Origin of the sequence: Nocardia sp. NPDC052316 (assembly GCF_044547795.1) — a bacterium.
Classification (GTDB): Bacteria; Actinomycetota; Actinomycetes; order Mycobacteriales; family Mycobacteriaceae; genus Nocardia.
In genome coordinates this window covers 1169338-1195807 of the sequence record NZ_JBIUBB010000001.1, presented here as the reverse complement: position 1 = coordinate 1195807, position 26470 = coordinate 1169338, and the positions used below count along the sequence as shown (strand labels likewise).

The 26470-nt window shown below is 66.0% G+C and carries 21 protein-coding genes and 1 tRNA gene; 21 read left to right on the top strand and 1 reads right to left on the bottom strand.

Annotated elements, in window-relative coordinates; all coding sequences use genetic code 11:
• Positions 1 to 134 precede the first annotated feature (134 nt).
• The 6 genes from ACIHA7_RS05440 (at position 135) to ACIHA7_RS05415 (ending at position 3522) form a co-directional block, all read left to right on the top strand.
• A tRNA-Trp gene (locus tag ACIHA7_RS05440) sits at positions 135 to 207 on the top strand.
• Positions 208 to 274: 67 nt separating this feature from the next.
• On the top strand, positions 275 to 667 hold the full coding sequence (gene secE / locus ACIHA7_RS05435) for a preprotein translocase subunit SecE (protein ID WP_167768870.1): 393 nt from the start codon (positions 275 to 277) through the stop codon (positions 665 to 667).
• 118 nt (positions 668 to 785) lie between these two features.
• A complete protein-coding gene (gene nusG / locus ACIHA7_RS05430; protein WP_397286533.1) occupies positions 786 to 1565 on the top strand; it encodes a transcription termination/antitermination protein NusG in 780 nt (259 codons plus the stop codon).
• Between the two features lie 96 nt (positions 1566 to 1661).
• Complete coding sequence (gene rplK, locus ACIHA7_RS05425) at positions 1662 to 2096, top strand: 50S ribosomal protein L11 (RefSeq protein WP_107659500.1); 435 nt, start codon at positions 1662 to 1664, stop codon at positions 2094 to 2096.
• A 77-nt stretch (positions 2097 to 2173) separates the two neighbouring features.
• Entirely contained in the window at positions 2174 to 2887 is a 714-nt protein-coding gene (gene rplA / locus ACIHA7_RS05420; protein WP_107659499.1) for a 50S ribosomal protein L1, read from the top strand.
• 104 nt (positions 2888 to 2991) lie between these two features.
• A complete protein-coding gene (locus ACIHA7_RS05415; RefSeq protein ID WP_397285786.1) occupies positions 2992 to 3522 on the top strand; it encodes an NADPH-dependent FMN reductase in 531 nt (176 codons plus the stop codon).
• Positions 3523 to 3573: 51 nt separating this feature from the next.
• On the opposite strand, the gene ACIHA7_RS05410 is transcribed toward ACIHA7_RS05415, so the two are convergent.
• The gene (locus ACIHA7_RS05410) at positions 3574 to 5196 is read right to left on the bottom strand and encodes an MFS transporter (RefSeq protein ID WP_397285784.1); all 1623 of its coding nucleotides are present in this window, start codon (positions 5194 to 5196) and stop codon (positions 3574 to 3576) included.
• A 412-nt stretch (positions 5197 to 5608) separates the two neighbouring features.
• Between ACIHA7_RS05410 and rplJ the strand changes: the two genes are divergently transcribed.
• The 15 genes from rplJ to ACIHA7_RS05335 all read left to right on the top strand — a co-directional run bounded on the left by rplJ (position 5609) and on the right by ACIHA7_RS05335 (position 26348).
• Positions 5609 to 6157, top strand: a complete 549-nt coding sequence (gene rplJ / locus ACIHA7_RS05405; protein ID WP_397285782.1) for a 50S ribosomal protein L10 — start codon at positions 5609 to 5611, stop codon at positions 6155 to 6157.
• A 144-nt stretch (positions 6158 to 6301) separates the two neighbouring features.
• Entirely contained in the window at positions 6302 to 6682 is a 381-nt protein-coding gene (gene rplL / locus ACIHA7_RS05400; RefSeq protein ID WP_218471879.1) for a 50S ribosomal protein L7/L12, read from the top strand.
• Between the two features lie 242 nt (positions 6683 to 6924).
• Positions 6925 to 8001: an ABC transporter ATP-binding protein gene (locus ACIHA7_RS05395; RefSeq protein ID WP_135233583.1), complete on the top strand. Its 1077-nt coding sequence runs from the start codon at positions 6925 to 6927 to the stop codon at positions 7999 to 8001.
• An 11-nt stretch (positions 8002 to 8012) separates the two neighbouring features.
• Positions 8013 to 8807, top strand: coding sequence for an ABC transporter permease (locus ACIHA7_RS05390; protein WP_107659493.1), 795 nt, complete (start codon positions 8013 to 8015; stop codon positions 8805 to 8807).
• 105 nt (positions 8808 to 8912) lie between these two features.
• Positions 8913 to 9677 carry an ABC transporter permease gene (locus ACIHA7_RS05385; protein ID WP_226887528.1) on the top strand — a complete coding sequence of 255 codons (765 nt, stop codon included), beginning with the start codon at positions 8913 to 8915 and terminating at the stop codon, positions 9675 to 9677.
• The gene (locus tag ACIHA7_RS05380; protein WP_397285778.1) at positions 9674 to 11080 is read left to right on the top strand and encodes an MCE family protein; all 1407 of its coding nucleotides are present in this window, start codon (positions 9674 to 9676) and stop codon (positions 11078 to 11080) included. The genes ACIHA7_RS05385 and ACIHA7_RS05380 overlap by 4 nt, the downstream gene beginning before the upstream one ends.
• Entirely contained in the window at positions 11077 to 12153 is a 1077-nt protein-coding gene (locus tag ACIHA7_RS05375; RefSeq protein ID WP_397285776.1) for an MCE family protein, read from the top strand. The genes ACIHA7_RS05380 and ACIHA7_RS05375 overlap by 4 nt, the downstream gene beginning before the upstream one ends.
• Positions 12153 to 13163 carry an MCE family protein gene (locus tag ACIHA7_RS05370; protein WP_397285774.1) on the top strand — a complete coding sequence of 337 codons (1011 nt, stop codon included), beginning with the start codon at positions 12153 to 12155 and terminating at the stop codon, positions 13161 to 13163. Before ACIHA7_RS05375 ends, ACIHA7_RS05370 begins: the two co-directional genes overlap by 1 nt.
• Before the next feature lies 1 nt (position 13164).
• Positions 13165 to 14418, top strand: a complete 1254-nt coding sequence (locus ACIHA7_RS05365; RefSeq protein ID WP_397285772.1) for an MCE family protein — start codon at positions 13165 to 13167, stop codon at positions 14416 to 14418.
• A 41-nt stretch (positions 14419 to 14459) separates the two neighbouring features.
• Positions 14460 to 15653: an MCE family protein gene (locus ACIHA7_RS05360; RefSeq protein ID WP_397286528.1), complete on the top strand. Its 1194-nt coding sequence runs from the start codon at positions 14460 to 14462 to the stop codon at positions 15651 to 15653.
• A complete protein-coding gene (locus ACIHA7_RS05355) occupies positions 15650 to 16891 on the top strand; it encodes an MCE family protein (protein ID WP_397285768.1) in 1242 nt (413 codons plus the stop codon). The genes ACIHA7_RS05360 and ACIHA7_RS05355 overlap by 4 nt, the downstream gene beginning before the upstream one ends.
• A 29-nt stretch (positions 16892 to 16920) precedes the next feature.
• The gene (locus ACIHA7_RS05350; protein ID WP_397285766.1) at positions 16921 to 17628 is read left to right on the top strand and encodes a hypothetical protein; all 708 of its coding nucleotides are present in this window, start codon (positions 16921 to 16923) and stop codon (positions 17626 to 17628) included.
• Positions 17629 to 17639: 11 nt separating this feature from the next.
• Positions 17640 to 18359, top strand: a complete 720-nt coding sequence (locus ACIHA7_RS05345; RefSeq protein ID WP_397285764.1) for a hypothetical protein — start codon at positions 17640 to 17642, stop codon at positions 18357 to 18359.
• A 388-nt stretch (positions 18360 to 18747) separates the two neighbouring features.
• The gene (locus ACIHA7_RS05340; RefSeq protein WP_397285762.1) at positions 18748 to 22254 is read left to right on the top strand and encodes a DNA-directed RNA polymerase subunit beta; all 3507 of its coding nucleotides are present in this window, start codon (positions 18748 to 18750) and stop codon (positions 22252 to 22254) included.
• Positions 22255 to 22394: 140 nt separating this feature from the next.
• The gene (locus ACIHA7_RS05335) at positions 22395 to 26348 is read left to right on the top strand and encodes a DNA-directed RNA polymerase subunit beta' (protein ID WP_397285760.1); all 3954 of its coding nucleotides are present in this window, start codon (positions 22395 to 22397) and stop codon (positions 26346 to 26348) included.
• The last annotated feature ends 122 nt before the right edge of the window (positions 26349 to 26470 follow it).

Below are 26470 nucleotides of genomic sequence, written 5' to 3'. Positions count from 1 at the left end.
GTTCCAGGTGAGGCCGTGAAGGTTTCGCCTACGGGGCCGGCGACTGCGAAAGCAGCGCGCGTGTCATGTGGTGGCACCGGAGTTCTACAACTGAATACCGAACAGTGGTTGGACAGCCGATACGGTCCAACCGAAGGGGCGTAGCTCAACTGGCAGAGCAGCGGTCTCCAAAACCGCAGGTTGCAGGTTCAAGTCCTGTCGCCCCTGCCTTTCCGAAGCGACTGCTTGCAGGTCGCTCGAAAAGAACCAGCATGCCAGCGACGAAAGGATCGACGTGGTCGACGAGCGGGATTCTCGCCACGGCGCGCATGCGACCGACGACGGCGACGACACCGCCGCGGTGGCCCGGCCGAGCGGCAAGCGTTCCGCCCGGCGGACACGCGGCGCGTCGCCCGACACAGGTTCGATCGCCACCCTCGATCGGCCTTCGTCGCGCAAGGCAGCCAAGACCGATCGGGCCGAACGCACAAAAACGGCTAATCCGTTCAAGCGTTTGATCAAGTTCCTGCGTGAAGTAGTCGCGGAACTGCGCAAGGTGATCTGGCCCAACCGGAAGCAGATGGTCACCTATACGAGCGTTGTTCTGGTGTTCGTGATTTTCATGGTCGCGTTCATCAGCGGGTTGGATGTGGCGTTCATCAAGGGTGTCAACTGGCTGTTCGGCTAGAGATCGACGCCGACGCCGCCGGCCGATCCCGGGGCGGACACGGGTGGAGTAGTTCCGCCGCGCGCCCGGCCCCGGCACGCAGAGGATGTACGTGACGACACAGGAAGCGAGTGCCCCAGTGAGCACCCCGGAGAACGACACAAACGAAGAGTTCCCGGTCGAGGACGCGGTGGTGGATCCCACGACCGACGACGCCACGACCGTCGAAGACTCCGAGGACGTGGACTCCGAGGAAGCCGCACCCGAGGCCGCTCCCATCGACGAAGAGCCTGCCGACCCGGTCGCGGAGATGAAGGCCGCGCTGCGCCGCGCGCCCGGTGACTGGTACGTCATCCACTCCTACGCGGGCTACGAGAACAAGGTGAAGGCCAACCTCGAGACCCGCGTGCAGAACCTGGACCTCGAGGAGTACATCTTCCAGGTCGAGGTGCCGACCGAAGAGGTCACCGAGATCAAGAACGGCCAGCGCAAGAACGTCAACCGCAAGGTGCTGCCCGGCTACATCCTGGTCCGGATGGAGCTCAACGACGAGTCCTGGGGCGCCGTGCGCAACACCCCCGGTGTCACCGGTTTCGTCGGCGCCACCTCGCGCCCGTCGCCGCTGTCCATCGACGATGTGGTGAAGTTCCTGGTCCCCGCTGCCCAGCAGAAGAAGGCGCCTGCCGCCGCCGGTGCCGCGGGTTCGGCCGAGTCCGCCGCCGAGTCGGTGTCCAAGCCGACCATCGAGGTCGACTTCGAGGTCGGCGAGTCGGTGACCGTGATGGACGGCCCGTTCGCGACGCTGCCCGCCAGCATCTCCGAGGTCAACGCCGAGCAGCAGAAGCTCAAGGTGCTCGTGTCGATCTTCGGCCGCGAGACCCCGGTCGAGCTCGGCTTCACCCAGGTTGCGAAGATTTAGTCCTGTTACGTGAGCGGCCGACGGCATCCGCCCGGCCGCGGACCGCAACACCAGCACTTGCAAAGAGCAAGGAAAACAGACACCTAGGAAAGAAAGATGCCCCCCAAGAAGAAGAAGCTCGCCGGGATCATCAAGCTTCAGATCCAGGCCGGCCAGGCGAACCCCGCCCCTCCGGTGGGTCCCGCGCTCGGTCAGCACGGCGTCAACATCATGGAGTTCTGCAAGGCGTACAACGCCGCGACCGAGTCGCAGCGTGGCAACGTCATTCCGGTCGAGATCTCGGTCTACGAGGATCGCTCGTTCGACTTCAAGCTGAAGACCCCGCCCGCCGCTCGGCTGCTGCTCAAGGCCGCCGGTGTGCAGAAGGGTTCGGCTGAGCCGCACCGCCTCAAGGTCGCCAAGGTGACCATGGATCAGGTGCGCGAGATCGCCAAGACCAAGCAGGAAGATCTGAACGCCAACGACATCGATCAGGCGGCGAAGATCATCGCGGGTACCGCGCGTTCGATGGGTATCACCGTCGAGGGCTGAGCCTCCGCAGCTCCAGGTGGGAGGGCCGGCCAGGCCCGCAAACCACGGCTGAACCAGACACTTAAGGACAGAGAATTATGGCAAAACGAAGCAAGGCGTATCTCGCCGCGGCCGAGAAGGTCGATCGCGACACCCTGTACTCCCCGCTCGCCGCTGCGCGGCTGGCCAAGGAGACCGCAACCACCAAGACCGACGCGACCGTCGAGGTCGCCGTCCGTCTCGGCGTGGATCCCCGCAAGGCGGACCAGATGGTGCGCGGCACGGTCAACCTGCCGCACGGCACCGGTAAGACCGCCCGCGTCATCGTGTTCGCGGCAGGCGAGAAGGCCGCCGAGGCCGAGGCCGCCGGTGCGGACGCCGTCGGCGCCGAGGACCTGATCGAGCGGATCCAGGGCGGCTGGCTCGAGTTCGACGCCGCGATCGCCACCCCGGACCAGATGGCCAAGGTCGGCCGGATCGCGCGTGTCCTCGGACCGCGTGGCCTGATGCCGAACCCGAAGACGGGCACGGTCACCAACGACGTGACCAAGGCCGTCAACGAGATCAAGGGCGGAAAGATCAACTTCCGCGTCGACAAGCAGGCCAACCTGCACTTCGTTATCGGCAAGGCATCCTTCGACGACGCCAAGCTGGTGGAGAACTACGGCGCCGCGCTGGAGGAGATCCTGCGCGTGAAGCCGTCGACCGCCAAGGGCCGCTACGTCAAGAAGGTGACGGTCTCGACGAACACCGGACCGGGCATCCCGGTGGACCCGAACCGCACCCGCAACCTCCTGGACGAGGACGCGTAAGTAGCACCTGAGCAAATCCGCAAGGGCGGGAACGCATTACGCGTTCCCGCCCTTGTGCGTTTCGGGCTCGGACTATTTCCAAGTTCGGCATCGTTTGCACAGAGGTGACGGTTGTCCTGCTCATCTCCGGTAGCACCCGCGGCGCGTCGACCAACTCCGCCGCATTGCGCACCGTGCAAGCGCTCGCTCCCGTCGGCCTCGACGTGCGCTTGTTCGGCGGCCTCGCCGACCTGCCCGCCTTCGATCCGGATGACGACGGCACCGCGCACCCGTCGGTTCGCGCACTGCGCGAACAGCTTTCGCAGGCCGACGCGGTGCTGTTCTGCACCCCCGAATACGCGGGCACACTACCCGGCAGCCTGAAAAATCTGCTGGACTGGACCGTCGGCAACGCCGACCTCTACGAGAAACCCACCGCTTGGATCACTGTGGCCGCGCTCGGTCGCGGCGAAGGTGCCGCCGCGACACTGGCACTCGTCCTCGGTTACGTGGGTGCCGACGTCGACCCCGACGGCTGTGTCCGGCTGCCGGTCGGCCGGGACGACGTCGGACCGGACGGCTTGGTCGGCACGACCGAATTTCGCAGCGGCGCAATCGAAGCCTTGCACAAACTGGTGGCCAGAGCGGCGGCCTGATACCGGCGAAGACCGGAACCCTGCCGAATCCCGATCTTCGTCCGTGCGCGGTCAGTTGACCGAATCCTCCTGGGGCTCAGCGTCTTTCCGCCAGGCGAGCAGGACCGACTCATCCTCGGGCGCGCCCCACGGCAGGAAGGTGGCCACGATCACCGCGCACACCACGACTGCGCCCGCCGCGACGAGCGAGGCGGTATGGGAGCCTTCGAGCGCGGCCGTTTTCATTGCCACGATGAGGTTTTCGCGTTGACTCTCGAAGAACGGCGGGAGTGGCCGCTTGCGGATCTCCAGCACGCTGAGCGGACTGGATTTGACCAGACCCCGCTCGTTCTCGCTCATCAACGTGGTCGGTAGCGCGTCGATCCGCGGACCGATCCTGGTGGTGTAGTACGACGCCACGATCGAGCCGAGCACCGCGACGCCGAGGGTGCCGCCGATCTCGCGGGTGGTGTCGTTGACCGCGGACCCCGCACCGGCCTCGTTGAGCGGCAGCGATCCCATGATCGACTCGGTAGCCGGTCCCTGCACGATGCCGACGCCGAGCGCCATGAACACCATCGCGGGCAGCACGTCGGTGACGTAGGGACTGTCCACCGTCACCTGACCGCCCAGATACAGCCCGAGCCCGGTGCTCAGCAGCCCGATCACGATGACCGGCGTCGGCCCGAACCGCTGGGCGAGCAGGGTGGCAATGGGTGCGCCGATCGCCACCGAGAACGCGAAAGGCAATGAGGCGATACCGAATTCGAGCGGCGTGTATTCCCGCACCCCTTGGAAATACTGGGTGATGAGGAAAAGAAAGCCGAACATCGAGAAGTAGCAGATCGCAATCGCCAAGGCGGGCATGGAGAATCGCCGATTGCGGAACAGCGTCATATCGAGAATTGGTGCGGGAGTGCGTAATTCCCAGATGATGAACGCGGCAAGCAGGACGAGGCCGAGCGCGCCGGTGCTCAGTGTGGTGGTGGAGAGCCAGCCGAAGCGCGGCGCCTCGATGATGGACCACACCACCAGCGTGATGCCCGCGACGGACAACCCGATGCCGGGCAGATCGAGCTTGCCGACCTGGGTCGCCCGGGATTCGGGCACCCAGATCAGCGTGGCGACGAACGCGATGAGCGCAAGCGGCACGTTGATCCAGAACACCGAGTGCCAGGTGAAGTGGGCCAGCAGCCAGCCGCCCGAGATCGGCCCGATCGCGATGGCGAACCCGGCCATGGCCGTCCATGCCGCGATGGCGAGGGCCCGTTCGCGTTTGTCGTGGAAGATGTTGATGATCAGCGCCAGTGTCGCCGGGAAGACGGCCGCGGCGAACACACCCATCGCGGCGCGCGCGGCGATCACGCCACCCATCGAGCCGGACAGCGCGCCCGCGATCGACATGGCGCCCACGCCGATCAGGCCGACCATCATGATCCGGCGGCGGCCGAGCCGGTCGCCGAGGTTGCCGAAGGCCAGCAACAGGCCTGCGAAGGTGAGGGTGTACGCGTCGACGACCCATTGCAGGCCGCTGACGCCGGTGTGCAGCTGCACCCCGATGGACGGGAGCGCCACGTTCACGATGGTGTTGTCCAGGACGACGATCAGCTCGGCGAGGCAGATCACGGCCAAGGCGAGAAAGCGCTGGTTACGTCGTTCCAGCAGCATCGGTGGATCGACTATGGAGGTTGCCATAGTCAAGCAGTCAAACAGTAACTGTCACCTTAAGTAACGGATAGTGGGGGCGATCTCAACCACATCGCCGGGTGAATGTGACGCGATACACAACGAATCGCGCACTGAATGGTCCCGATTCGCCGGGGAGCACCCCCGTTTTGGCAGATGGAGGTGGCTCCGGGTACATTGGACAGCAGTTATCGACTAGTTCGATTCCTACCCAAATCCGTTCTACCGAAGACCGTTGGTCGTCGAGCCCGCATGGGTTCGATCGAAGGTCCGGCGACATTGCCGGCGGCCCACGCAGGGAGAACCGAGGCCGTGTGATTGTTGTGCGCCCCGGAACGCCTTGCGTCCGGGGCGTTTGTTTTGTCGCCGTCCCCCTGATCGGTAGTTCGTATCGAACCGACCATCAGAGAGGAGGCGAAGTATGGCAAAACCCGAGAAGGTCACTGCGGTCGAGGAGATCGCGGAGCAGTTCAAGAGCTCGACCGCCACCGTGGTCACGGAATACCGTGGCCTGTCGGTCGGCAAGCTCACCGAGCTGCGTCGTGCGCTCGGCGCCGAAGCCACGTACTCCGTCGCCAAGAACACCCTGGTCAAGCGCGCTGCCGCCGAGGCGGGCGTGCAGGGCCTGGACGACTTGTTCGTCGGACCGACCGCGATCACCTTCATCAGTGGTGAGCCGGTTACCGCGGCGAAGGCCCTGAAGACCTTCGCCAAGGAAAACAAGGCGCTCATCATCAAGGGCGGCTACATGGACGGCGCGCCGCTGTCCGTGTCCGAGGTCGAGAAGATCGCCGACCTGGAGTCCCGCGAGGTCCTGCTGGCCAAGCTGGCCGGTGCGATGAAGGGCAACATGGCCAAGGCCGCCGGCCTGTTCAACGCTCCGGCGTCGCAGGTGGCTCGCCTTGCCGCCGCGCTCGTCGAGAAGAAGCAGGCCGAAGCCGGTGGCGACACCGCCGCTGCCGCTGAATAAACCCACCGCGGCCTGAGCATCAGGCCCGGAGGCGGCAGCGCCAGCGTAACCACGCAGGGCCAGTGAAGGCCGCCAATCGAACACAGCGGGTGATTCGCGCGCGGCTCGCCCTCATAGACAACAACTACCGAAAGGAACAACATCATGGCCAACGTTGACGAACTGCTGGAGACCTTCGGCAACATGACCCTGCTCGAGCTGTCGGACTTCGTCAAGAAGTTCGAAGAGAAGTTCGAGGTCACCGCCGCCGCTCCGGTCGCCGTCGCGGGCCCCGCCGGCCCGGGCGCGGTTGCCGAGGCCGTCGAGGAGCAGGACGAGTTCGACGTCATCCTCGAGGGTGCGGGCGACAAGAAGATCCAGGTCATCAAGGTGGTCCGCGAGATCGTCTCCGGCCTGGGCCTGAAGGAAGCCAAGGACCTCGTCGAGGGTGCCCCGAAGGCCATCCTGGAGAAGGTTGCCAAGGATGCCGCCGAGGCTGCCAAGGCGAAGCTGGAAGAAGCCGGCGCCAAGGTTTCGGTCAAGTAATTCCGCGATCGAATCGCCCGACAGGCGGCCCCCATTTGGGGGCCGCCTGTTTGCTATTTACGGCGACCTGCGCGAACAATCCGGAAATACCACATGAAACGGGGTTACTCTTCAGTCAGGTTGGGGTGTGCGTCGTCTCGCTCTTGGGATACAGTGGCCCGACCCACTGTGACGTGACACACCGCTCGACCCAGCACGCGGTTCGCCGGTGGGCAGCTCGCTGAGAAATTGTGGAGGTTGGCGTGGGCGTCGAGGTCAGAACCGAAGGTGTTACCAAGTCCTTCGGATCCCAGCGAATTTGGCAGGATGTCTCCCTGACCTTGCCGACCGGCGAGGTCAGCGCATTGCTCGGCCCGTCGGGTACCGGCAAGTCCGTCTTTCTGAAGTCGCTGATCGGCCTGCTGCGCCCGGAGCGCGGCTCGATCTACGTCGGTGACACGGACATCACCACCTGCTCCAACAAGGAGCTCTACGAGATCCGCAAGCTCTTCGGCGTGCTGTTCCAGGACGGCGCGCTGTTCGGCTCGATGAATCTTTTCGACAATGTCGCGTTCCCGCTTCGTGAGCACACGAAGAAGTCCGAGTCCGACATTCGCAAGATCGTCATGGAGAAGCTGGAGCTGACCGGTCTGCTCGGTGCCGAGAACAAGCTGCCCGGCGAGATCTCCGGCGGTATGCGCAAGCGTGCGGGCCTGGCCCGTGCCCTGGTGCTCGACCCGCAGATCATCCTCGTCGACGAGCCGGACTCCGGCCTCGATCCGGTGCGTACCGCCTACATCAGCCAGCTGCTGATCGACATCAACGCCCAGATCGACGCGACGATTCTGATCGTCACGCACAACATCAACCTGGCCCGCACCGTGCCGGACAACATCGGCATGATGTTCCGCCGCCAGCTGGTCATGTTCGGCCCGCGCGAGGTGCTGCTCACCTCCGACGAGCCGGTGGTCAAGCAGTTCCTCAACGGCCGCATGCAGGGTCCGATCGGCATGTCCGAGGAGAAGGACGAGGCCCAGATGGCGCGCGAGCAAGCGATGTTCGACGCCGGGCATCACCACGGCGGCGCCGAAGAGGTCGAGGGCATCATTCCGCAGATGCAGGCCACTCCAGGCATGCCGGTGCGCCAGGCCGTGCTGCGCCGCAAGGAGCGGGTGCGCGAGATCATGCACACCCTGCCGCACGCGGCGCAGACCGCGATTCGCGAGTCACTTGATCAGAACGACGAGACCCAGGTCTTGGCGTACAACAACAGCGACCTGGGTGGTTACCCGGGCGGCGCGTACGAGACCACCACTCGACACAACACAACTAACGGGTAACATCTGCGATCGTGAATTCCTCCCTGGCGCGATTGCGGACTCCACTGGAGTCGGGGTTCGGCCAGGCCGGCAACATCTTCGCGCTGTTCGTGGACGTGCTGCGCAAGACGTTCCGCCGGCCGTTCGAGTGGCGGGAGTTCATTCAGCAGTCGTGGTTCATCGCCAGCGTCTCGATCCTGCCCAGCGCACTCGTCGCTATCCCGTTCGGCGCGGTGGTGGCGCTGCAGACCGGTTCGCTGATCAAGCAGCTCGGCGCCGAATCCTTCACCGGCGCAACGAGCGTGCTCGCCACGGTGCAGCAGGCGGCGCCGGTGGTGACCGCGTTGATCATCGCGGGTGCCGCCGGTTCGGCGGTCGCCGCCGACCTCGGCTCGCGCACCATCCGTGAGGAGATCGACGCGCTGGAGGTGCTCGGCGTCGACCCGGTGGCCAAGCTGGTGGTGCCGAGGGTGCTCGGCATGACGCTGGTCGCGCTGCTGCTCAACGGCCTGGTCTCGGTGGTCGGCATCGCGGGCGGCTACTTCTTCAACGTGCTGCTGCAGGGCGGCACGCCGGGCGCCTATCTCGCCTCGTTCTCCGCGCTGGCGCAGCTACCCGACCTGTGGATCGGTGAGATCAAGGCGCTGGTGTTCGGCCTGATCGCCGGTGTGATCGCCGCGTACAAGGGGTTGCATCCCAAAGGGGGTCCGAAAGGAGTAGGTGAAGCGGTGAACCAATCGGTGGTCATCACCTTCTTGGTGTTGTTCTTCGTGAACCTCATCCTCACCCTGGTGTATCTGCAGGTCGTCCCGGCCAAGGGCGCCTGACCGGTGGCCACCCAGTACCGCAACCCCGTTCTCGCCAAGTCGCTTCGCCGGGCCGGCGACGTCGTGCGCGCACCGCTGAAGGTGATCGACCGGGCCGGCGAGCAGATGTCGTTCTACTCGCGCGCCATCGCCTGGATCCCGCGCACCGCCGTGCATTACCGCAAGGAGGTCATGCGGCTGCTCGCCGAGGTGACCTTCGGCAGCGGCGCGCTCGCGGTGATCGGCGGCACCATCGGCGTCATCGTTTTCATGTCGGGCTCGGTCGGCGTCGTCGTCGGCCTGCAGGGCTTCAAGGCGCTGGACGCGCTCGGCAGTTCCGTGCTCACCGGCTTCCTCACCGCCTATATCAACACCCGCGAGATCGCGCCGCTGGTCGCGGCTCTGGCGCTGTCGGCGACCGTTGGCTGTGGTTTCACCGCGCAGCTCGGCGCGATGCGGATCTCCGAGGAGATCGACGCGCTCGAGGTGATGGCGGTGCCCGGCGTGCCGTTCCTGGTCACCACCCGGGTGATCGCGGGCTTCCTCGCGGTGATCCCGCTGTACATCGTCGGCCTGCTCGGCACCTTCCTGGCCTCGCGGATGATCAGCATCTGGTTCAACGGGCAGTCCAGCGGCTCCTACGACCACTACTTCAGCCTGTTCCTACCACCTGAGGACGTGCTCTATTCGTTCCTCAAGGTGCTGGTCTTCGCGTTCGTGATCATCATGGTGCACTGCTACTACGGATTCCACGCCACCGGCGGACCGGCCGGTGTCGGCGTCGCGGTCGGCCGCGCGGTGCGGGCCGCCATCGTGCTGGTGAACGTGCTCGATTTCTTCCTCAGCTTGGCGATTTGGGGGACCACGACGACCGTGCGGGTGGCCGGATGAGCACAGCATCGCGTAGCGATTCGGTGAGGGGTGGCGGTCGGGCGACGGGTGGGCCGCGCGGCGTGCAGGCTTGGCGGTCGACCGAGAAGCTGCGCGTCCGGTTGCTGGGCATCGCGTTCTTCGTGGTCGTCGCGCTGTTCCTGGCTACCACCATCGCGATATACAACAAGCAGTTCGTGAAGACGGTCGACGTCGACCTGGTCACCGACAGCGTCGGCAACGCGCTGACCAAGAACGCGGACGTGAAGGTGCGCGGCATCAGCGTCGGTGAGGTGCGGTCCAGCTACTCCGAGAACGGCAGGGTGACACTGAACCTCGCCATCCAGCCGGACAAGGCGGACCAGATCCCGGCCAACGCGACCGCCCGGCTGCTGCCGAAGACGCTGTTCGGCGAGCGGTATGTGGATCTGGTGATCCCCGCCGACCGCAGCGCGGCGCACCTGACCAACGGCGTGGTGCTGCAGCAGGACAAGAGCGGCAACGCGATCGAGCTGAGCAAGCTGCTCGACGACCTGATGCCGCTGCTGCAGGCGATTCCGCCGCAGGACCTCGCCGCCACCCTCGGCGCGCTCTCGCAGGCGCTGTCCGGTCAGGGCGGCGCGCTCGGCGAGAGTGTGGACAAGCTGGACAACATCTTCCGTCAGGTCAACGGCGTGCTGCCGGACCTGCAGGAAGACCTGCGTAGCTTCGCCGAGGTGGCCGCCACCTACTCCGACGCCGCGCCGCAGCTGGTCAATGCGCTGGACAACCTGCGCACCACCAACGCGACCGTGGTGCAGCGCCGCTGGGACATCGACTCGCTGTACGCGGTGCTGACACCCGCCTCGTCGAACACCGCCGATTTCCTGGTCGCCAACCGCGACAACATCATCGACCTGTCCGCCGACTCGCGCCCGCTGCTGGAAATGCTGGCCACCTACTCGCCCACCTTCCCGTGCGTGATGGCGAACTTCGCACAGCTCAAGCCGCGCATCGACGAGATCCTCGGCAAGGGCAGCGAGCACCCCGGCTCCCGGGTGACCATCGAGTTGACCAACCCGCGCGGCAGGTACCTGCCGAACCAGGACGAGCCGCGATGGCTGGATGACCGTGGGCCGTGGTGTATTCCGGAGAAGCCGCTCGGCGTCGACCCGGGCCAGTACACCGGCGGCGCCAACAACGACGGCTCCTACGCGGTGCCGAGCCGTAACCCCGGCGACCAGGAGACGGGCAAGCTTTCGCCGCCGCAGTTCGGGGTCTACCCGGCGGGCAATGTCGCGACCATCGCGGGCTCGCCGCTGGAGCAGCAGTCGCTCGGCGCGATTTACGGTGCGGCACACGGTGTCTCGCCTGATCAAGTGCCGAGCTGGGTGACCAGGGCCGGCGCGCCCGCGTTCCGTGGCAGCGAGGTGAGTGTGCGATGAAGCAGACACTGCGCGGCTTGGGCGGGCCGCTGACCAAGCTGATCATCTTCGTCATCGTGACGTTGTTCGCCACCACGATGCTCGGGCTGTCCATCGCCAACTACAGCGGTGGCGGCACCAAGTTCAAGGCTCGCTTCACCGATGTCACCTCACTGAACGCGGGGGACGAGGTGCGTATCGCCGGAGTGCGGGTCGGCAAGGTCACCGACGTCTCGATCGTGGACAAGCGCCTCGCCGAGGTGAAATTCGAACTCACCGACCGCGATTGGCTGCCCGCCTCGACCACCGCGAGCATCCGCTACCGCAACCTGGTCGGCCAGCGCTACATCGCGCTGGAGCAGGGCACCGGTGAGCAGGGCCGCAAGCTCAACGCGGGCGGCACCATTCCGCTGGAGCGCACCAATCCCGCGCTCAACCTGACCACCCTGTTCAACGGCTTCCGCCCGCTGTTCCGCACGCTGACCGCCGACGACGTGAACAAGCTTTCCTTCGAGATCATCCAGGTGTTCCAGGGCGAGCAGGGCACGATCCACGACCTGGTGGCCACCACCGCGAGCCTGACCAACAAGATCGCGGACAAGGACGCCGTGATCGGTGAGCTCGTCCGCAACCTGACCACCGTGCTGGACACGGTCAACCAGCGCGACGACCAGTTCAACCAGCTCATCGTCAATACCGAGGCGCTGGTCAGCGGGCTGTCCGCGGAACGCGACACGATCGGGCGCTCGGTGACCTCGCTCGGCAATCTGGCCTCGGCCACCGCCGACCTGCTCGTCCCCGTTCGCCCGACACTGCAGGGTTCGATCGCCGGACTGAGCCAGCTCACCGGCACCATGAACGAGCGAAGCGACGACGTGAACGCCGTGCTGGCCAACCTGCCGATCAAGATGGAGAAGCTCGGCCGGGTAGGCAGTTACGGCTCCTGGTTCCAGTTCTATCTGTGCGGTATCGACATCGTCGTCGGCCCCGGCGCGGTGGACGCGCCGCAGCTGAACCTGCCCGCCGGACTGCCGACGATCAACCAGCCGCTCTACACCAACGCCGCGCCGCGCTGCTCCGGGAAGGCCCGCTGATGGACGACCGGATTCTGCTCGGACGCCGCAGCCCCGTCTTCATGGGGGTGCTCGGCCTCGCGATGGTGCTGCTGGTGACGGTGTCGGCGTTCTTCCTCGACCGGCTGCCGATCATCGGCGCGGGCACCAAGTACACCGCCGAATTCTCCGAGGCCGCAGGTCTGAAGAAGGGCAACGAGGTCCGCATCGCGGGCGTGAAGGTCGGTTCGGTGTCCGACGTGCGCCTCGACGGCGCCAAGGTGCTGGTCGACTTCCGCACCCAGGACGCCTGGATCGGCAGCGAGACCACCGCCTCGATCCAGATCAAGACCGTGCTCGGCCAGAAGTACCTGGCGCTGGACCCGAAGGGCTCCCGCGCGGCCGACCCGGCGACCCGGATTCCGTTGTCGCGCACCGTCTCTCCGTATGACGTGGTGGACGCCTTCAGCGACGCGGCGAAGAACATCGATCAGATCGACACCGCGCAGCTGGCCACCAGCATGCGGGTGCTCTCCGACGCGTTCGCCACCACGCCGCCGGAGCTGCGCGGCTCCATCGACGGCGTCGCGCGCCTGTCGGAGACGCTGGCCAAACGCGACGAGGAACTGAAGAAGCTGTTCGCCGCGACCAGGCAGACCACCAAGGTGCTCGCCGATCGCAACGCGGAGTTCGAGCGGTTGCTCGCCAACGGTGGACAGCTGCTGGCCGAGCTCAATATCCGGCAGCAGTCGATCGCGCAGCTGCTCTCCGGCGCCAAGACGGTGTCGGCCGAACTCACCGCGCTGGTGCACGACAACGAGGAGCAGATCGGCCCCGCGCTGAAGAACCTGCGCGGCTCGATCGATCTGCTGAACGCCAACCAGCAGAACATCGCCAAGACCTTGGAGCTCGCGGCGCCGTTCTACGGGATCTACGCCAATGTGCTCGGTACCGGCCGCTGGTTCGACGCGGTGATCGTCAACTTGATCCCGCCCGCGCTGCCGGAGATCCCCGGTGCCCGTCCGCCGATCCGCAACATGGGAGGTAACTGACATGGCGGACCGGTTGCAGGCGCTGCGCGCTGCGGGCCGCGGCACCAAGATCACCATCGCGCTCGTCGTCGTGGTGGCCGTGGTCGCCGCCGCAGTGCTGTGGTGGACGTTCGACCGGCTGACCACCACCAAGATCACCGCGTATTTCGATCGCTCGGTCGGCATCTACGAGGGCTCGGACGTGCGGGTGCTCGGGGTGCCGGTCGGCCGGGTGGACTCGGTCGAGCCGCAGGGCGATCAGGTCAAGATCGTCATGAGCGTCGATCGCTCCTACGACGTCCCGGCCGAGGCGCGGGCCGCGCAGATCACGCCCTCGATCGTGTCCGACCGCTACATCCAGCTGACCCCGGTCTACACCGGCGGGCCGAAAATGCCGCGCACCGCGACCATTCCGCGCGATCGCACGGTCACCCCGGTCGAGGTGGACCAGTTGTACAAGAGCATCACCGAACTCTCGGATGCGCTGGGCCCCAACGGTGCCAACAAAGAGGGCGCGGTCAACGAGCTGGTGCGCACGGGCGCCGCCAACCTGGACGGCAACGGCGAGGCGCTGGGCAACAGCCTCACCCAGCTGTCCAAGGCCGCCAAGTACCTGTCCGACGCCCGCGGCGACATCTTCGACACCGTCAAGAATCTGCAGAGCTTCGTCGCCATGCTGGCCCAGAACGACGCGCAGGTGCGCCAGTTCAATGGGCAGCTGGCCGATCTGTCCAGCTTCCTGGCGAGCGAACGCGACGATCTCGGCGCCGCGCTGAATCTGCTGTCTGTCGCGCTCGGTGACGTCGCCAGGTTCATCGACAACAACCGCGACCTGATCGCCAGCAATGCCGAAGGCCTGGTCACGCTCACCAAGACCCTGTCGGATCAGCGTGACGACCTGGCCGCGGCGCTGCCGGTGCTGCCGCTGGCGCTCAGCAACCTGATCAATATCCATAACGCCGAATCCGGCACCCTGGACATGCGCGCCAACTTCACCGATCTGCAGGACCCGTTCGGTGTCATGTGCAAGTTGATCGACGTGTCCAAGTTGCGGCCGGGTGATCCGCAGTTCGAGGCCCTCGGCAGGCAGATGCGCCCGATCCTGGACCACTGCAAGGAGATCTCCGACCAGATCACCGCCGGGGTGCAGACGCCGACGCTGATCCTGCCGTTCGGCATCCTCAGCGGCGAGAACCAGCAGCGGGCACCGGTGCCGGGCACCGTGCCCGGCGTCCCGTCGGATCGGCTGCCGCCGTCGCAGGGAGGTGAACGGTGAGTCACCGAATCCGTTCCGTCACAAGAGGTATCGGCACGGCAATGGCCCTCGGGCTGGCCGCGGCGCTGGTCGCCTCGTGCTCCTCCGACGGCATCTACAGCGTCCCGCTGCCCGGCGGCGCCGATGTCGGCGAGCACCCGATGCGCATCGACATCCAGTTCGACGACGTGCTCGACCTGGTGCCGCAGTCCGCGGTGAAGGTCGAGGGTCTGCCGGTGGGCCGGGTCGAGGACATCACGATCGGCAAGGACCAGTGGACGGCGACCGTGCGCACCGTGGTGAACTCCTCGGTCGACCTGCCCGCCAACGCGCGGGCCGAAGTACGTCAGTCGAATCTGCTCGGCGAGAAGTTCATCGAGCTGTCCAAGCCCGCGGCCGAGCCGGACGCGAAGAAGCTGACCGACGGTTCGACCATCCTGGTCGCCAACACCCGGCACGCCACCGAGATCGAGCAGGTGCTCGGCGCGATGTCGTTGCTGCTCAACGGTGGTGGTGTCGCACAGCTGCAGCCGATCGTCACCGAGCTGAACAAGACCATCGGCGGCCGCGAGGATCGGGTGCGTTCGCTGCTCGAGCAGGCCAACATCCTGATCAAGGGCCTCGACGACCAGGTCAACGACATCACGAGGGCCCTCGACGGGCTCGATGTGCTGAGCAGCCGGGTGAGCAGCCAAACCGAGCAGATCGGCAAGATCCTCGACGAGCTGCCGCAGGGGGTCAAGATCCTCGAGGAGCAGCGCCCCCAACTGGTCGGGCTGCTCAGCCAGCTGGATCGGGTCGGCGAGGCAGGCTTCGACGTGCTGAACCACTCGAAGGACGACCTCATCCGTGATCTGACCTCGTTGCGCCCAACCCTGCAGGAGCTCGGCAAGGCCGCCCCGGATCTGATCACCGCATTGCCGCTGATCCCGACCTATCCGTTCCCCGACTCCACGCTGGAGTCCACCTTCGGCGGGTCGGTGAACACCTGGCTGTCGGTGGATCAGCAGATCGGCGTCACGCTGAGCAATCTCGGTGTCGGCAAACCGGATCCGGTGTACACGCCGCCGCTCGGCCCGCCGGTGCCGGTGAACCCGACCAACCCGTACTACAACGGCAACGGCCCGCGGCCGGGGTGGCCGACGGTGTCGATCCTGCCGCTACCGCCGAACATGGCGCAGCCGCCCGCGCCGGGCGTACCGCCGAATCCGGTGGGCGCGATTCTGGAGCAGCTGGGAGTGGGTGGTCCCCGATGACGAAGTTGGTCCGCTGGCAGTTGATCGCGTTCGCCGTCGTCGCGGTGGTCGGCGTGGTGTACGTCGGCGCCAAATACATTCGGCTCGACCACATGCTCGGCTTCGGTCAGTACGACGTGCGGGTGCAGGCGGCGCAGACCGGCGGCATCTACAAGGGCGCCGAGGTGACCTACCGCGGCGTGCCGGTCGGCCGGGTCGGGCAGCTGGAACTCACCGGCGACGGCGTGCTGATGCACCTCATCATCGACTCGGGCTCGCCGAAGATTCCCGCGACCGCGAAAGCCGTGGTGGCCAACCGTTCCGCGATCGGCGAGCAGTACGTCGATCTGCAGCCGGACACCGATACCGGGCCTTACCTGCACGACAATTCGGTGATCACCTCGGCGACCACGCCGGTGCCGGTGGAGCAGCTGGTCGCCAGCGTGGACTCCTTCACCCGGTCGGTGGATTTGGCCGCGTTGAACACCACCGTGCGCGAACTCGGAAAGGCGTTCGACGGCAAGGGCGACGATCTGCAGGTCTTCGTCGATTCGCTGAACAAGTTCACCAGCACGTTCCACGAGACGCTGCCGCAGACCATCCAGCTGATCCGCGACAGCAAGATCGTGCTCGGCACCCAGGCCGAGCAGTCCGGCGCCATCCGTGAGTTCAGCGACGGCCTGGACAAACTCACCGCGCAACTTCGCTCCAGCGATCCGGACATCCGCAGGCTCATCGGTACGGGCACCGACGCGGGCCAGCAGGTCGACGCGTTGCTGCGGGAGAGCGGCGGCACCCTCACCCAGGATTTGGCGAACCTGCGGCTGCTGCTGCAGGCCATCTCGCCCAAGTTCTATGCGATCCGGCCGCTGCTGCAGTTCCTGCCGCAGCTGTCGATCGGTGGGTCGGCCACCGCGCCCGGCGACGGGACCACGCACTTCGGTCTGGTGCTCGAGGCCAACAATCCGCCCGCCTGTACCGTCGGGTACGAGGGAACGCAGCGGATCCTCGAACAGATGAAGGCGCAGAACCCGGACTTCGACGACACGCGCGACGAGTTCCCCTTCAACAAGGACGCCAAGTGCCTTGTGCCGCAAGGTAACCCGACCGCCGTGCGCGGCGGTGAACGGGCCGATCTCGCCGATCCGAGGGTCGAGCAGCCGTGGGATTCGACCCCGAAGACCGATCCGGAACGGCTGAACCTGACTCCGATCGCCGTGCAGCTCGCCACCTTGATGGGAGTCACGCCGAAGCGGTGACCAGCAACGATGACGTTAGGGTGGCCAGCGTGAGTGCTGATTTGACGAAGCAGCTCGATTCCGCCGAGCCGCAGGAATCACCGGACCCCGCCGACGGCGTGGCGGAATCCGACGTGGTTGCTGAGGCTCCGGCCGCGCCATCCGGCCGCACGGGTCTCCTTCGTGGCTGTGCGCTGATCGGCTCCGCCGCGGCACTGGTCGTCGCGCTCGTCGCCGCCGTCTGGTTCGGCACCGGCTGGGTGCGCGCCGCGATCAGCGATGCCCCGCGCGCCGACGCCCGCGACACCGCGCTCGACGCCGCCCGCCAGGCCGCGCTCAACATGACCTCGATGAACCTCGACGACGTCCCCGGCTCGCTGGCGCTGGCCCGCTCCTCGATGACCGGCGCGCTGCTCGACTCGGCCGACAAGAACAAGGACCAGGCCGAGACGCTGGCCAAGCAGACCGGTGTCGGCATGACGTCCAAGGTGCTCGGTTCCGCGCTGACCACCCTGAACAGCGAGAACGACAAGGCCTCCGCCTTGGTCGTGCTGCAGGTGACCGAGCACGGCAAGGACAAGCCGCCCGCCGACTACCGCTACACCTGGAATGTCGACGTGACCAAGACCGGCGAGGTCTGGAAGGCCGAGCAGATCTCCTCGCTCAGCCAGCCGGTGCTGCTGAGCGGTGGCCAGAACCAGTCCCCGCAGGCGCCGCCCGCCGACCAGCCGCCCGCCGCGCCCAAGCCGGGATCGTAGGAGAAGCAGTCATGACCTCTCGCAAACCGATCAACCGGGTCACCTCCAAGCGCCGCCCGGCCGGCGACCAGCAGCCCCGCGCCGCCGCGCCGCGCAGCACGCCGAGCCGCAAGCCGCGGGTGACGGGCACCACGCGACCCGCCGCGGCGCGCCCGGCCCCCGCAGCGCGGCAGCCCGAGCAGGGCGAGCGCGTCAGCGTCGGAAGGAAGCTCCGCCGCGGCGCCGGCGCGGGCAAGTCGGGACGCTCGTTCTGGTCCCTCGTCGCCGCCTGCCTGATCGCCGCGGTGTTGCTCGGCGGCTTCGCCACGGTCGCCGCGTCGCGCCCCGGCGTCGACGATTCGAACAAGGCCTTCGTCGACAACAAGGCCACCGAGGAGGTGCGCGCGGCCGCCGATCACGCGCTGAAGACGGTCTACGCCTACGACGTGCAGCACATCGACGGCTACCGGGACACGGCGCGCCAGGTGCTCACGGGCAAGATGCTGGCCGATCTGGACAAGTACGCCGACACCACCATCTCGGCGGTAAAACAGGCCCAGACCAGCGCCGATGCCAAAGCGGAACCCATCGCTGTGACTTTGCTCACCGCTGATCGGGCCGAGCTGCTTGTCAACCTGGTCGTCAGCGCCACGAAGAACGGCGCCGCGCAGCAGAGCGTGGCGGGTCCGGTCGTGCTGCACATGCAGAAGGTAGGCGATCGCTGGCTGGCCAGCGACATCGTCGACCAGTGATCGTCCAGCGGCCCAGTCGATCTCGCTAGGCCCTGGTCGGCGCCGTCTACTTGACGAGTTTCGCTGAAGCCGTCACGCTATTCACAACAGCGGCAGCTGTCACAGTGGCTCCATTACGCCCCGTCGTCCTCGACGCAGCCAGCGATTCGGACACGGCGCGCCAGCCACGTGAATGTGCGCACGGGTGGTAGGTTGACACCCCCGTGACGGTTGGTGTACGGTTGGACGTTGCGCTGGCTGCCTCCTGTCCATACCTCGATTTGCACACGAAAGTTCCACCTTCCGGTGTTACTTCCGTTGTTGCCTGTTCGGGTTTCGTTCGGGTTGTAACCAGCGGAATTCGTAGCAGACAAGCGACGGTCGCGGACCACCACGCGGCGCGCGTGAGGTGCTGGAAGGACGCATCTTGGCAGTCTCCACCCAGACCAAGGCAGTTGCCGGAATCCCCGGAGCCCCATTGCGGGTGTCTTTCGCGAAGATCCGTGAACCCTTGGAGGTGCCCGGACTTCTCGATCTACAGACGGACTCATTTGCATGGTTGATCGGTTCGCCGTCATGGCGTGAAAAGGTCGCCCTTCGCGGCGATGTCGGGCTAGTCGGGGGACTCGAGGAGGTGCTCGAGGAGCTTTCGCCGATCGAGGACTTCTCCGGCTCGATGTCCCTGTCTTTCTCTGACCCTCGGTTCGAAGAGGTCAAGGCCTCCATCGACGAGTGCAAAGACAAGGACATGACCTACGCGGCGCCGTTGTTCGTCACCGCGGAGTTCATCAACAACAACACCGGTGAGATCAAGAGCCAGACGGTCTTCATGGGAGATTTCCCGATGATGACCGACAAGGGCACGTTCATCATCAACGGCACCGAGCGCGTCGTCGTCTCGCAGCTGGTTCGTTCGCCGGGTGTCTACTTCGACCACTCCGTCGACAAGACCACCGAGAAGGACCTGCACAGCGTGCGCGTCATCCCGTCGCGCGGCGCGTGGCTGGAGTTCGACATCGATAAGCGCGACACCGTTGGTGTGCGCATCGATCGCAAGCGTCGTCAGCCGGTCACCGTGCTGCTCAAGGCGCTCGGTTGGACGAACGAGGAGATCGTCGAGCGTTTCGGCTTCTCCGAGATCATGATGTCGACGCTGGAGAAGGACAACACCGCCGGTCAGGACGAGGCGCTGCTGGACATCTACCGCAAGCTGCGTCCGGGCGAGCCGCCGACCAAGGAGTCCGCGCAGACCCTGCTGGAGAACCTGTTCTTCAAGGAGAAGCGCTACGACCTGGCCCGCGTCGGTCGCTACAAGATCAACAAGAAGCTGGGTATCCACCTCGGCGAGCAGGTCACCGGATCTGTGCTCACCAAGGAAGACATCGTCAGCACGATCGAGTACCTGGTCCGCCTGCACGCGGGTGACCGCGTGATGACCGCCCCCGGCGGTCAGGAGGTCCCGGTCGACGTCGACGACATCGACCACTTCGGTAACCGTCGCCTGCGTACCGTCGGCGAGCTGATCCAGAACCAGATCCGGGTCGGTCTGTCCCGCATGGAGCGCGTGGTCCGCGAGCGGATGACGACTCAGGACGTCGAGGCGATCACGCCGCAGACCCTGATCAACATCCGCCCGGTCGTCGCCGCGATCAAGGAGTTCTTCGGAACTTCGCAGCTGTCGCAGTTCATGGACCAGAACAACCCGCTGTCGGGTCTCACCCACAAGCGCCGCCTGTCGGCGCTCGGCCCGGGTGGTCTGTCCCGTGAGCGGGCCGGCCTGGAAGTCCGTGACGTGCACACCTCGCACTACGGCCGGATGTGCCCGATCGAGACCCCGGAAGGCCCGAACATCGGCCTGATCGGTTCGCTGTCGGTGTACGCGCGGGTCAACCCGTTCGGCTTCATCGAGACGCCGTACCGCAAGGTGGTCGACGGCCGGGTGACCGACGAGGTCAAGTACCTCACCGCCGACGAAGAGGACCGGCACGTCCGGGCCCAGGCCAACTCGCCGGTCGATGCCGAAGGTCGCTTCCTCGAGGAGCGGGTGCTGTGCCGCCGCGGCAACGAGGAGAACGAGCTCGTCGCCGCCGATGAGGTCGACTACATGGATGTCTCGCCGCGCCAGATGGTGTCGGTCGCGACGGCCATGATCCCGTTCCTCGAGCACGACGACGCCAACCGCGCCCTGATGGGCGCGAACATGCAGCGCCAGGCGGTTCCGCTGATCCGTTCCGAGGCCCCCGTGGTGGGCACCGGCATGGAGCTGCGCGCCGCTGTCGACGCGGGCGATGTCGTGGTGAACGAGAAGGGCGGTGTGGTCGAGGAGGTTTCCGCCGACTACGTCACCGTGATGGCCGACGACGGGACTCGCAAGAGCTACCGGATGCGCAAGTTCGCCCGCTCCAACCAGGGCACCTGCGCGAACCAGCGGCCGATCGTGGACGAGGGCCAGCGGGTCGAGGTCGGCCAGGTGCTTGCCGACGGTCCGTGCACCGAGAACGGCGAGATGGCGCTGGGCAAGAACCTGCTCGTCGCGATCATGCCGTGGGAAGGCCACAACTACGAGGACGCGATCATCCTGTCGCAGCGCCTCGTGGAAGAGGACGTTCTCACCTCGATCCACATCGAAGAGCACGAGATCGACGCGCGTGACACCAAGCTCGGTGCCGAGGAGATCACCCGGGACATCCCGAACGTCTCCGACGAGGTCCTCGCCGACCTCGACGAGCGTGGCATCGTGCGCATCGGCGCCGAGGTGCGCGACGGCGACATCCTCGTCGGCAAGGTCACCCCGAAGGGTGAGACCGAGCTGACCCCCGAGGAGCGGCTGCTGCGCGCGATCTTCGGTGAGAAGGCGCGCGAGGTGCGCGACACCTCGCTGAAGGTGCCGCACGGTGAGTCCGGCAAGGTCATCGGCATCCGCGTGTTCTCGCGCGAGGACGACGACGATCTGCCGCCCGGTGTCAACGAGCTGGTGCGCGTGTACGTGGCGCAGAAGCGCAAGATCCAGGACGGCGACAAGCTCGCCGGTCGCCACGGCAACAAGGGTGTTATCGGCAAGATCCTGCCGACCGAGGACATGCCGTTCATGCCGGACGGCACCCCGGTCGACATCATCCTGAACACCCACGGTGTGCCGCGTCGTATGAACATCGGCCAGATCTTGGAGACCCACCTCGGGTGGATCGGCAAGGCGGGCTGGGATGTCGGCGTCGGTCCGGACGGGGCTCGCCCCGACTGGGCCAAGGCGCTGCCGGAGGAGATGTTGGCGGCCCCGGCCGACTCGAACATCGCCACCCCGGTGTTCGACGGCGCCCGCGAGGAGGAGCTGACCGGTCTGCTCGCCTCGACCCTGCCGAACCGCGATGGTGAGCGCATGGTCGACGACAACGGCAAGGCCACCCTGCTCGACGGCCGCTCCGGCGAGCCGTTCCCGTACCCGGTGGCGGTCGGCTACATGTACATCCTGAAGCTGCACCACCTGGTCGACGACAAGATCCACGCCCGTTCGACCGGCCCGTACTCGATGATCACCCAGCAGCCGCTCGGTGGTAAGGCGCAGTTCGGTGGTCAGCGCTTCGGCGAAATGGAGTGCTGGGCCATGCAGGCCTACGGCGCGGCCTACACGCTGCAGGAACTGCTGACGATCAAGTCCGACGACGTGGTCGGTCGCGTCAAGGTCTACGAGGCGATCGTCAAGGGCGAGAACATTCCGGAGCCGGGCATTCCGGAGTCCTTCAAGGTGCTCCTCAAGGAACTCCAGTCGCTGTGCCTCAACGTCGAGGTGCTGTCTTCCGACGGCGCCGCGATCGAGATGCGCGACGGTGACGACGAGGATCTGGAGCGCGCCGCGGCGAACCTGGGCATCAACCTGTCCAGGAACGAAGCGGCCACCGTCGACGATCTGGCGAACTAGGCGGTCGGCCGGGTGTCGTTGCGCTCCGTAGCGATTGCTTGCAGGTCGCTTGAAACGATCAGCACGGCATCCGGCCCCGCGTTCCACCAACTAGTGAACTTTTTGCTCGAATTCGACCCTTATAGGGGAAAGGAAGTTACGTGCTAGACGTCAACTTCTTCGATGAACTCCGGATCGGCCTTGCCACCGCGGACGACATCCGCCAGTGGTCTTTCGGCGAGGTGAAAAAGCCGGAGACCATCAACTACCGCACCCTCAAGCCGGAGAAGGACGGGCTCTTCTGCGAGAAGATCTTCGGTCCTACCCGGGACTGGGAGTGCTACTGCGGCAAGTACAAGCGTGTCCGCTTCAAGGGCATCATCTGTGAGCGCTGTGGCGTCGAGGTAACTCGCGCCAAGGTGCGTCGTGAGCGGATGGGCCACATCGAGCTGGCCGCACCGGTCACCCACATCTGGTACTTCAAGGGCGTGCCCTCGCGCCTCGGGTACCTGCTCGACCTGGCGCCGAAGGATCTGGAAAAGATCATCTACTTCGCCGCCTACGTCATCGTCGCGGTCGACGACGAGCTGCGCCACAACGAGCTCAGCACGCTCGAAGCCGAGATGGAGGTCGAGAAGAAGGCGGTCGCCGACCAGCGCGACGCCGACCTCGAGGCCCGTGCCCAGAAGCTCGAGGCCGACCTGGCCGAGCTCGAGGCCGAGGGTGCCAAGTCCGACGTGCGCCGCAAGGTCAAGGACGGCGGCGAGCGCGAGATGCGTCAGCTGCGCGACCGCTCGCAGCGTGAGCTGGATCGGCTCGACGAGATCTGGACCACCTTCACCAAGCTGGCGCCCAAGCAGCTCATCGTCGATGAGGTGCTCTACCGCGAGCTGATCGACCGCTACGGCGAATACTTCACCGGTGCCATGGGTGCGGAGTCCATCCAGAAGCTGATGGAGAACTTCGACATCGACGCCGAGGCCGAGAGCCTGCGGGAGACCATCCGCAGCGGTAAGGGCCAGAAGAAGCTGCGCGCGCTCAAGCGGCTCAAGGTCGTCGCGGCGTTCCAGACCAACGGCAACTCGCCGATGGGCATGGTGCTCGACGCCGTTCCGGTGATCCCGCCGGAGCTGCGCCCGATGGTTCAGCTCGACGGTGGCCGCTTCGCCACCTCCGACCTGAACGACCTGTACCGTCGCGTGATCAACCGCAACAACCGCCTCAAGCGACTGATCGACCTCGGCGCGCCCGAGATCATCGTCAACAACGAGAAGCGGATGCTGCAGGAGTCCGTGGACGCGCTGTTCGACAACGGTCGTCGCGGCCGCCCGGTCACCGGACCGGGTAACCGCCCGCTGAAGTCGCTGAGCGATCTGCTCAAGGGCAAGCAGGGTCGTTTCCGGCAGAACCTGCTCGGTAAGCGCGTCGACTACTCGGGCCGTTCGGTCATCGTGGTCGGTCCGCAGCTGAAGCTGCACCAGTGTGGTCTGCCGAAGCTGATGGCGCTCGAGCTGTTCAAGCCGTTCGTGATGAAGCGTCTGGTCGACCTGAACCACGCGCAGAACATCAAGTCCGCCAAGCGGATGGTCGAGCGTCAGCGTCCCCAGGTGTGGGATGTCCTCGAAGAGGTCATCGCCGAGCACCCGGTGCTGCTGAACCGCGCGCCCACCCTGCACCGCCTCGGCATCCAGGCGTTCGAGCCGCAGCTCGTCGAGGGTAAGGCGATCCAGCTGCACCCGCTCGTCTGTGAAGCGTTCAACGCCGACTTCGACGGTGACCAGATGGCCGTGCACCTTCCGCTGTCCGCGGAGGCGCAGGCCGAGGCTCGCATCCTGATGCTGTCCTCGAACAACATCCTCTCGCCCGCCTCCGGTCGACCGCTCGCCATGCCGCGTCTCGACATGGTGACCGGCCTGTACTACCTGACCCGCCTCGAAGAGGGTGCGAAGGGCGAGTACAAGGCCGCGGGCAAGGACAAGGCCGAGTTCGGCGTCTACTCCTCGCCCGCCGAGGCGCAGATGGCGGTGGACCGCGGTGAGCTCACCGTGCGTTCGCTGATCAAGGTGCGCCTCACCCACCAGCGCCCGCCGAAGGACATCGAGGCGAAGCTGTTCCCGGAGGGCTGGACCCGCGGCGACGCGTGGATTGCCGAGACCACCCTTGGTCGCGTGCTGTTCAACGAGCTGCTGCCCGCGGACTACGCGTTCATCAACGAGCCGATGCCGAAGAAGCGTCAGGCGACGATCATCAACGATCTCGCCGAGCGCTACCCGATGATCGTGGTCGCGCAGACCGTCGACAAGCTGAAGGACGCGGGCTTCTACTGGGCCACCCGGTCCGGGGTGACGGTCTCGATGTCCGACGTGCTGGTGCCGCCGGAGAAGACCGAGATCATGGAGCGCTACGAGGCGCTCGCCGACCAGATCGAGAAGAAGTACCAGCGTGGTGCTTTGGATCACAAGGAACGCAACAACGCCTTGGTCAAGATCTGGCAGGAAGCGACCGAAGAGGTCGGTACGGCGTTGCGGGCGCACTACCCGCCGGACAACCCGATCATCGCGATCGTCGAGTCGGGCGCGACCGGTAACTTCACCCAGACTCGTACCCTCGCCGGTATGAAGGGCCTGGTTACCAACCCGAAGGGTGAGTTCATCCCGCGGCCGATCAAGTCCTCGTTCCGTGAGGGCCTGACCGTTCTCGAGTACTTCATCAACACGCACGGTGCGCGAAAGGGTCTGGCCGACACCGCGCTTCGTACCGCCGACTCGGGTTACCTGACCCGTCGTCTGGTGGACGTCTCGCAGGACGTGATCGTGCGCGAGCACGACTGCGCCACCGAGCGCGGCATCATCGTGCACATCGCCGACAAGCAGGCGGATGGCTCGCTGATCCGGGACCCGCACGTGGAAACCTCCGCGTACGCTCGCACGCTCGCGTCGGATGCGGTGGATGCCGACGGCAACCTCGTCATCGGTAAGGGCGCCGACCTCGGCGACCCGGCCATCGAGGCGCTGCTCGACGCGGGCATCACCGAGGTGCGGGTCCGCTCGGTGCTGACCTGCACCACCGGCACCGGCGTGTGTGCGACCTGCTACGGCCGCTCGATGGCGACCGGCAAGCTGGTCGACATCGGTGAGGCCGTCGGTATCGTCGCCGCGCAGTCCATCGGTGAGCCCGGTACCCAGCTGACCATGCGTACCTTCCACCAGGGTGGTGTCGCGGGCGATGACATCACCGGCGGTCTGCCCCGCGTCACCGAGCTCTTCGAAGCTCGGGTGCCGAAGGGCAAGGCGCCCATCGCCGAGGTCTCCGGTCGCGTGCGGCTCGAGGACGACGATCGCTTCTACAAGATCACCATCATCCCGGATGACGGTGGTGAAGAGGTTGTCTACGACAAGCTCTCGAAGCGTCAGCGTCTGCGTGTCTTCAAGCACGACGACGGCACCGAGCGTCTGCTCTCCGATGGTGACCACGTCGAGGTCGGCCAGCAGTTGCTGGAAGGCGCGGCGGATCCGCACGAGGTGCTGCGTATCATGGGTCCCCGTCAGGTGCAGATCCACCTGGTCCACGAGGTCCAGGAGGTCTACCGCTCGCAGGGTGTGTCGATCCACGACAAGCACATCGAGGTCATCGTGCGCCAGATGCTGCGTCGCGTGACGATCATCGACTCGGGTGCCACGGAGTTCCTGCCCGGTTCGCTCACCGAGCGGTCCGAGTTCGAGGCCTCCAACCGTCGCGTCGTCGCCGAGGGCAACGAGCCCGCGGCGGGCCGCCCGGTGCTGATGGGTATCACGAAGGCGTCGCTCGCGACGGATTCGTGGCTGTCGGCGGCGTCCTTCCAGGAGACCACTCGAGTGCTGACGGACGCGGCCATCAACTGCCGCTCCGACAAGCTCATCGGCCTCAAGGAGAACGTGATCATCGGCAAGCTGATCCCGGCCGGTACCGGTATCAACCGCTACCGCAACATCACGGTGCAGCCGACCGAAGAAGCCCGTGCCGCCGCGTACGCGGTGCCGTCCTACGACGACACCTACTACAGCCCGGACAGCTTCGGTCAGACGACCGGTGCCGCGGTCCCGCTGGACGATTACGGTTTCAGCGACTACCGGTAATCCGGTACCGCAACACATCCGGCCCCCGCTCCCTCCATGGAGCGGGGGCCGTTTGCGTTGGTCGAGGTTTTCGCGGTGTCCGAAGAGTGATGCGAAATTTACTTCGCGGGGAATATTTTCTG